This is a genomic window from Siminovitchia jepli, assembly GCF_047228825.1.
In the GTDB taxonomy this organism is placed as follows: domain Bacteria; phylum Bacillota; class Bacilli; order Bacillales; family Bacillaceae_C; genus Siminovitchia.
Map to the genome: position 1 here is coordinate 50,255 of NZ_JBFEGN010000014.1, position 7,653 is coordinate 57,907.

The following is a 7,653-nucleotide window of genomic DNA, read 5'->3' on the forward strand; positions in this document are numbered from 1 at the left end:
ACCCGTTTTTTCTAATGCCTCCGGATCAGTTATTGCCAACCGTCGGCTGGTCGACAAGATTCGTATCCAAAGTATTGGTGGCGCTAAAACCGTTATTGGTTGCGACAAAGCCGCCGGAACTGTCAGACCCTGAACCGGTATATAATTTTGAACTGCTCTTCGGGGAAATGACAGCCGTGTCGCCAAAATGGACTACACCTCCACCTACATTAAAGATTTGTACAGGTCCTATAAAGGCAGGCATCGCGTACCTCCTTAAAAAATTTAAATCGTTTGGCTGATTTGCCGAATATGCTTCACTCTTGCTTCCATTGCAATATGGTTTGTACTGCCGATATGCAGAATCGAAGCAGATGATACAGTAATGACATGGATGTTCCCTACACGAATGTTCGGAATGTCATTGATTTTATCCTTTATCGTCAATGGTTCGTAAACCGGCGGAAGGGGAATGGGTTTGTGAAAGGCGGAGAAAGACCTTAAATCTCCCTCGCCGGCATAAAAAAGCTGCTTTCTTCTTTGGACGGCCAAGGCTTCAGTATGGCCCCTCAGATGAACGGAATCCCCCACTTCCAATACGGAACCAAACAGCATGCTTTTAATATCCGTGCATTTAACGAGCGAGTTCCTTTTTCCTGTCATTTCGGAAATACTCCGGATTCTCTTGCAAGGGGAACGAAAGGCCCTATGATCAGTGATTCGGGGGGCGTGTCAAAGACCGATCCCAATTGAATCGTATTGGCATCCCCAACCAAAAGTAAAGAGGACGCACTCACCCCGATGACGCGAATTTGTCCGACGGATAATTCCCGGTTCACGACGTTAAGTTCCATGAGGGTTCATTCCTTCCTGATTTGGCATATCCGCGATAAAACGATGTACCGCCTTGTTAATATCTGCAATGACCGTTTGGTATACTTTATGATATAGTTCTTCTTGGGTACCTTCGTTATTTGGCTGCGAGCCAAAGTAATGCAAATAATGATCCGCGCGTCCGGAGATTTGCTTTCTCACATCTTCCTTGATCATTTGAATAAAAGGCGGATCAAGGTGAATTCCGGACTGCGTTTGGGTATCCAAAATAAGCTGATCGAGTTCTTCATCAATATAATTGTTCAGCTTGCCGATCATATCGCGGTACATATCCGAATCCCGGAAAAGTGCCTGCGTCTGGGGCGACTGTGCATTCGGTATGGATACCTCATCGATCGCATCAAGGTTTCCTGGTGAGAGACCGATATTGAGGGTCCCTTCCAACGTTTCTACCTTTAATTGATCGAACTTATACTCAAGCCGTTCAACTGTCATGGGCGGTTTTTCCCCCAACCGTTTGATCTCCGCCGATAAATGTTGAATGTTGCTTTTGAGCCGCGCTATTTCTTTCTGCTGTTGATTGATGCAGCCGTACAATTGCTGAATATGATAGTTAATGTACATTTTCCTCCACCACGCTTACATTTTGGCTATCAGGCACTTTTTTACAATGGGATGAGGCTTACTTCCTGCAGAGCCAGCTCCGGAGCTGCTGCTTGGGGGCCAGGCCCTGAAAATCCGCCTGTATTGAATAAATAGGAGGCGGGCTTAATGATTCCTGCTGTTCCGATTTGCAGGACAGAAGAGTTTGTGATTCCGCCAATTTTTATCATATTAATATGAATCGTTTGTTGAACATTGACAATCATTTCGGCCTCCTGTTCATGATAATCGTACGGGAAACGGTAAACATTTGAACGCCATACATAAGCGCCGATAATTGCTGCGGCGTGTTGTCCGCTTTCTTATAAATTAAACAATATTCCTTGATCAAGGCCGTCGGCATCATAAGTGTTTGTTGAAGAATAATGATTTCGGACCGTAATCCCCTCACCGGTGTTAAACGAACCTGAACCGGAAAAGGTTTTGGCATAGGCAATCGGATGGATTTGAAACACGTCTCCAATATTGACGGCGGCTCCTGTACTTACGTTAATAATTTGAACGGCACCAACAAATCCGGGCAAATCCGTTCACATCCTTCCGCTGCTTCTATTTATCATCATTGTATTTTATGAGCGGCTGCGTAAATTGTGATTCAAACGCCCAATCCTGCTTTTAAAAGTCTTTATGTGTAAAAAAGCATCGTTTTTTAGACAAACATGGACGAAGATGGTATAAACAAAAACAGGGGAATTGTTTTAAAATGGGGGAGGTGTCCTGCATTCGAACCGGAAGAAAGGAGTTATGGCGATGAATAACAGTTTGGCGCCCGCTGTCTGCATGGAAAGAATCCAAACGCTTGATGTTTTGCGCGGTTTTTCGCTGTTTGGAATTATACTCGTTAACATGATCGGATTTCATTCTCCATACGGCTATTATAATCCGTACGAATGGTGGGAATATGGTGACCTCACAGCGTATGTCTGGATCGATATATTTGTTCAGGGGAGCTTTTACCCGATCTTTGCAATGCTGTTTGGATATGGCATGGTCATGATTCAAAGAAAAGCCTTGGCCGGCGGTTATTCTTTTTGGAACATCGCTGTCAGGCGGCTGTTGGTTCTTCTTGCAATCGGTGTCATCCACGCCTTTTTCATTTGGTATGGGGACATATTGATAACATACGCGCTGATGGGACTTTTGTTGCTTCTGTTTCTGAAAATACCCGGCCCTTTCCTGATTGGCTCGGGCATGGTGTTATATCTGCTGCCCCAGTTGTTGTTTTCAGGGCTGTTTATTTTGATCCATTTGCATGATGGGGTTTCATTGACGGATTATACGGATATCGTTGGCTTGCAAAATTCGCAGGAAATTTACTCAAGTGGAAGCTATCTGGAAGTGACGTCCCAGCGCATCGCCGATTGGAAAATGAATAATCTGTCAGGCGGCTTTGTTTTATACATATTTTTAATTTTACCGATGATGATGATAGGTGCAGGGGCCGCAAAGTTGAAATGGATTGAACAGGCAAAGGAACATTGGAAAATGTGGCTTGCCATTTTCCTGATTGCGTTGCCGGCAGGCATAGCTGTAAAGCTTATCCCTTTTTTTGCAGGAGCTTCCCTTAGTCTGCAATACATACAGGATGCATTGGGGGGGCCCATCCTGGGGTTTGCCTATGCAGCCGGCCTCATCCTTCTCATGAACTCCCGGCTGGCAGCCGGGGTGTTGGAACCGATCGCGGCGATGGGGCGCATGTCACTGTCCATGTATTTAATGCAATCCATTGTCGGAACGCTTATCTTTTATCCGTATGGCCTGGGGCTGTATGGAAAGGTTTCATTGATTACCGGAACGTGGCTTGCCATTTTGATTTATGTTATCCAGGTCGTTTTGGCAGGGATATGGCTGTCAAAGTTCAAAAGAGGTCCGGCAGAAATGCTGTGGCGCAGGTTGACGTATGGAAAAAACATGAAAAGAAGGAGTGGAACGAATGAAGTTAATGAGTTTTGAATGGAATGGCATCGTAAAATATGGCGTGGTTCATGAAAAAGGCGATCGTGTCTGGGATGTACTGGCACTTGCAGAAGCAAATGATCAGGATCTCCCCCGCTCAATTGCAGAAGGAATTCAGGAGAGCGGCAACTTTTACGCGACCCTTGGGAAATTGGTCCAATGGGGAGCGGAAAACAGAAAAGAGGAATATATGATTCCATTGGAAGATGTGAAATGGCTTGCCCCGATTCCGCGGCCAAGCAAAAATATTATGTGTGTGGGAAAAAATTATCGGGACCATGCAATTGAAATGGGAAGTGAGGCAGATATTCCCAAGCAGATGATCGTGTTTACGAAAGCGCCCACGACAGTCATTGGCCATCAAGAAACGATAGAAGCCCATGCAAAACTGACGAATGAGCTGGATTATGAAGGCGAGTTGGCTGTTGTCATTGGAAAAAGGGGGAGGAATATAACCGAAGCAGAGGCGCTTGATTATGTGTTTGGCTATACAATCGTGAATGATGTGACGGCCCGTGACCTTCAGGAAAGGCATAAGCAATATTTCCTTGGAAAAAGCCTTGACTCTTTCTGTCCGATGGGCCCATGGATTGTCCATCACTCGGAAATTAAAAATCCCAACACATTGGGCATACAAACGAGAGTGAACGGAGAAATCCGCCAGGATTCCAATACGGAACATTTTATTTTCCCGTTGGAGGAAATTATTTCCACATTGTCACAAGGCATGACGCTCGAACCCGGAGACATCATTGCCACGGGAACGCCTTCCGGAGTCGGGAAAGGTTTTAAGCCGCCCCGTTTCCTGAACAGCGGGGATGAAATAGAGGTATACGTTGAAGGGGTCGGAAAATTAAACAATAGTGTGAACTGAAGGCCTGTCCGTTTTTTGCCGATCCCTTCTATGCTAAGATGGATGGAGTATCCTTTCGCGGATTTTAAAAACTACAGGCAGGTGGAGGAGGTATGACAGATGTTTGATACGACGCATGCCCATATTACGACATGGGCGATTGGGCTGATTCTTTTTGTTGTTGCATTGGCTTTACATAAAGGGGGAAACGAAAAAGGCAAAAAAATTGTCCAAATGATCCTCAGGGTGTTTTATTTGCTCATTCTTATTACGGGAATATTATTATTTTCAAAACATCAAAGCTATAACCCGGCTTTGTACGGGCTGAAATTTCTTGGCGGCGTCATCGTGATTGCGATGATGGAAATGATACTTGTACGCCTGTCAAAAGGCAAAGGGACTGGATTATTTTGGGGTATCTTTATCATTGCCCTTATTGTAACGTTCATTTTGGGGATTAAATTGCCGCTCGGATGGAATTGGCTTTCATAGAACCTGAGAAAAAACCGCTGCATGCCGGCGGTTTTTTTATTTTAGCCGTATGAATTGAAAAATAGCACAATTAATAGTGACATAATCAGACAAAATCATTAAAATAGTAGTAATAAGAAATAGTCAAAAAATGTTGAAAAATGAACGGTGGTGACTGACAGCTTGGGACCAACATACGCCTATGCTTACAAGAATGAAAACGAATTGAAGGATTTCATACAAACTCATTATCACGAATTTTCCAACAGCCTTCTAATCCAAGCGGATGTTGCGAATTGGTCAATCGGAGAAATCAATCGATTGCGCCGTTTGATTTCCACCCTTTTACCCCATGCCGTCATGATCGGGCACAATGCTGCCGGCCATTTGGCAGACGGGAGGAACGGGCAATCCATCCTATATTTTACACATTTTAACGAAATAAAAATAACCTCGTCCTTATTGGATCTTGCCGGCAATGATCCCATCATTGATTTTGTAAAAGGGCTCGCATTTGGCAGGCCAAAAGCGGCTATTATGGTGGCGAATGAATGGAGCGGGATGCTTAAGGATTGCATCGGATTATTTGGCGACTACCATCCGCAAATTGCCATTGCCGGAGGAACTGCCGGTAAAAATACAATCATTTTTACCGAATCGATGATATCCGAACAAGGGATTGCTGCAGTTACTTTCAGCGCACAAAACTTGGGTGCCGAAATCATCTTGAATGAAAGACAGGCAGAGCAGAAGGGTACAGCGGCCAGATTTCATGATCCATTAAAAAAAGGCGAGCCGGATAAAGTGGCAATACAGAATCATACTATTTTTGGCTTTACAAGCCGTTTGGATGAATTGCCGGATTTTCATGCGGCTAACATTTCCCTTTTCGTTTGCCGGCAAACAATTGTGAAACCTCCCGGCAAACCAGCTAGTATGGACCAGCACAAGGACATTTATTTATGTATATCGGAGCTGGCCGGAGGAAGAAAAGATCAGTTCCAAAACAAACAAAATCATTTTGAACGGTGGACCCAGTTGCTGCAAACAGAACCAAAGAAATTGAAAGGAGATTTGGATCTCCGGTCAATTTCCGGGGGATATTATGATTCAATTATCAAAAACCACCCTGATATCATATTTACAACAGATGTAAACGGCAACATCCGCATGGTCAATCCGGCTTTTACAAAGATGTTCGGCAAAAGGACGGAAGAGCTGGAAGGGATATGCTGGATGGAATTTATCAACCCTATAAATAGGGAACAGCTTAAAAATGGCTTTGAAAAAGCAAAAATGGGAAAGACCGTTCAGTTAGAAATGGAAGTTCCGGGGAAAAAGGAATTCAAAACTTTTTACATTCATATTTTCCCGATTTTCGCCCATGAGGAATGTGTTGAAATGTTGTTGGTCGGCCGGGATATGACAGAACAGCGGCTCATGGAAGAAAAGCTTGAAAAAATGGCTTATTATGATGAGAAAACGGGACTGCCGAATCAAAGAAAATTGGAACAAATGGTGAACAAGTGGATCCAAAAGGCAAAAAAGGAAAAACGGTCATTCTCCATTTTGTTTATAGAAATAGACAGGGTTAAAACGATTAACGATGCTTTTGGACACCATGTCGGCGACAAGGCACGGATACAGCTTGCCGCCAGGATCCAGTCTATGTTGCCGGGAGGATCCTTTTTGGGGAGATTTTCGACAAACAAATTTACGGTTCTGCTCGGTGGAAATACGCACTCAAATGCGGTGCTTGCGATTTGCCAGCGCATTGTACAAGCCATTCAGGAGCCGCTGCTCTTTGAAAATCAAGAATTTTATATCGCACCAAGCATCGGCATCAGTGTATATCCGTTTGATGGGCAGGAATATGCCAGTTTAATGAAAAACGCCGATGCTGCCCTGAGCCGTACAAAATCTGGAACGAGTAAAAACGTTGTTTTTTATTTAAATGAAATGAATAAAGAAATGATTGAGCGGGTGGAGCTTGAAAGAAGCTTGCGCAAAGCAATCGACAAAGATGAGTTTTTTCTGGCTTATCAGCCGATCATTAATTCGGTCACCAAAGAAATTGTTGCCTGTGAAGCACTGCTGCGGTGGGAGCATCCCAAATGGGGAATCGTGCCGCCGATGAAGTTTATTCCGGTTGCTGAAGAAACCGGAATGATTCATGCGTTGGGCAAGTGGATATTAAAAACGGCTTGTTTGCAGATAAAGGAATGGCAAAGGAATGGCTTTGAAAATATCAGTGTTTCTGTAAATGTATCCGCCTACCAGCTTCAAAACAACCGATTTATCGACAACATTAAACAGGCGCTTGACGCCTCGGGGCTCGCACCCCGGCATCTCCATTTGGAACTGACCGAAAGCGTGATGATTGACCGATCATTAAAAACCGTTGATATGCTGCGTGAGTTGATGGAAATGGGCGTTCATATTTCGATCGACGATTTTGGGACAGGTTATTCATCGCTTAGTTATTTAAAGCATTTTCCGATTCACACGTTGAAAATTGATCGTTCTTTTATCCAGAATCTTCATAAGCAATCTCCTGATCTTGCCATCGTTCATGCCATTTTAACCATGGGACATGGACTTGGATTAAGGATCATTGCCGAAGGAATCGAAACGACGGAACAATTGTACATGCTGACGAGCCTTGGCTGTGAATTCGTCCAAGGATACTTGATTGAAAAGCCGATGGAAGCAAGGCGTTTTACACATTGGCTGGAAAGAAAACGGCAAAACTTAAATATTTGACTGCCCCGGTGCCAAACTGCCGGGGTTTTTGATTCAGACCGGATAACATGCAGCAACCAGCTTTGAGGAGTAAAAATTCTTCGAGATAATTCACTTATTTTACCCCCCCAAATTTTGATAAATATGGGATAATT

10 protein-coding genes are annotated in these 7,653 nt (G+C 44.0%); 4 read left to right on the forward strand and 6 right to left on the reverse strand.

Going from position 1 to position 7,653, the window contains the following annotated elements:
* Window positions 1-25: 25 nt before the first annotated feature.
* The 6 genes from AB1L08_RS07920 to AB1L08_RS07945 form a co-directional block, all read right to left on the reverse strand.
* Window positions 26-244: a spore germination protein gene (locus tag AB1L08_RS07920; protein ID WP_413064131.1), complete on the reverse strand. Its 219-nt coding sequence runs from the start codon at window positions 242-244 to the stop codon at window positions 26-28.
* Between the two features lie 20 nt (window positions 245-264).
* Window positions 265-642: a spore germination protein GerPE gene (locus AB1L08_RS07925; protein ID WP_413064132.1), complete on the reverse strand. Its 378-nt coding sequence runs from the start codon at window positions 640-642 to the stop codon at window positions 265-267.
* Window positions 639-833, reverse strand: coding sequence for a spore gernimation protein GerPD (locus AB1L08_RS07930; protein ID WP_413064133.1), 195 nt, complete (start codon window positions 831-833; stop codon window positions 639-641). The genes AB1L08_RS07925 and AB1L08_RS07930 overlap by 4 nt, the downstream gene beginning before the upstream one ends.
* Window positions 823-1,437, reverse strand: a complete 615-nt coding sequence (gerPC, locus tag AB1L08_RS07935; RefSeq protein ID WP_413064134.1) for a spore germination protein GerPC — start codon at window positions 1,435-1,437, stop codon at window positions 823-825. The genes AB1L08_RS07930 and gerPC overlap by 11 nt, the downstream gene beginning before the upstream one ends.
* Window positions 1,438-1,478: 41 nt before the next feature.
* On the reverse strand, window positions 1,479-1,682 hold the full coding sequence (locus tag AB1L08_RS07940; RefSeq protein WP_413064135.1) for a spore germination protein GerPB: 204 nt from the start codon (window positions 1,680-1,682) through the stop codon (window positions 1,479-1,481).
* 96 nt (window positions 1,683-1,778) lie between these two features.
* Window positions 1,779-2,000, reverse strand: a complete 222-nt coding sequence (locus AB1L08_RS07945; RefSeq protein ID WP_413064136.1) for a spore germination protein — start codon at window positions 1,998-2,000, stop codon at window positions 1,779-1,781.
* 226 nt (window positions 2,001-2,226) lie between these two features.
* Between AB1L08_RS07945 and AB1L08_RS07950 the strand changes: the two genes are divergently transcribed.
* The 4 genes from AB1L08_RS07950 (at window position 2,227) to AB1L08_RS07965 (ending at window position 7,519) form a co-directional block, all read left to right on the forward strand.
* Window positions 2,227-3,429: a DUF418 domain-containing protein gene (locus tag AB1L08_RS07950; RefSeq protein WP_413064137.1), complete on the forward strand. Its 1,203-nt coding sequence runs from the start codon at window positions 2,227-2,229 to the stop codon at window positions 3,427-3,429.
* Window positions 3,410-4,306, forward strand: coding sequence for a fumarylacetoacetate hydrolase family protein (locus AB1L08_RS07955; RefSeq protein ID WP_413064138.1), 897 nt, complete (start codon window positions 3,410-3,412; stop codon window positions 4,304-4,306). The genes AB1L08_RS07950 and AB1L08_RS07955 overlap by 20 nt, the downstream gene beginning before the upstream one ends.
* A 99-nt stretch (window positions 4,307-4,405) precedes the next feature.
* A complete protein-coding gene (locus AB1L08_RS07960) occupies window positions 4,406-4,777 on the forward strand; it encodes a YisL family protein (RefSeq protein WP_413064139.1) in 372 nt (123 codons plus the stop codon).
* 162 nt (window positions 4,778-4,939) lie between these two features.
* On the forward strand, window positions 4,940-7,519 hold the full coding sequence (locus AB1L08_RS07965) for a sensor domain-containing protein (protein ID WP_413064140.1): 2,580 nt from the start codon (window positions 4,940-4,942) through the stop codon (window positions 7,517-7,519).
* Window positions 7,520-7,653: the final 134 nt, after the last annotated feature.

Coding starts and splice junctions, on each gene's coding strand:
- AB1L08_RS07920 (WP_413064131.1), bottom strand. CDS start 244: ATGCCTGCCTTTATAGGACCTGTACAAATCTTTAATGTAGGTGGAGGT.
- AB1L08_RS07930 (WP_413064133.1), bottom strand. CDS start 833: ATGGAACTTAACGTCGTGAACCGGGAATTATCCGTCGGACAAATTCGC.
- AB1L08_RS07950 (WP_413064137.1), top strand. CDS start 2,227: ATGAATAACAGTTTGGCGCCCGCTGTCTGCATGGAAAGAATCCAAACG.
- AB1L08_RS07925 (WP_413064132.1), bottom strand. CDS start 642: ATGACAGGAAAAAGGAACTCGCTCGTTAAATGCACGGATATTAAAAGC.
- AB1L08_RS07955 (WP_413064138.1), top strand. CDS start 3,410: ATGAAGTTAATGAGTTTTGAATGGAATGGCATCGTAAAATATGGCGTG.
- AB1L08_RS07960 (WP_413064139.1), top strand. CDS start 4,406: ATGTTTGATACGACGCATGCCCATATTACGACATGGGCGATTGGGCTG.
- gerPC (WP_413064134.1), bottom strand. CDS start 1,437: ATGTACATTAACTATCATATTCAGCAATTGTACGGCTGCATCAATCAA.
- AB1L08_RS07940 (WP_413064135.1), bottom strand. CDS start 1,682: ATGATTGTCAATGTTCAACAAACGATTCATATTAATATGATAAAAATT.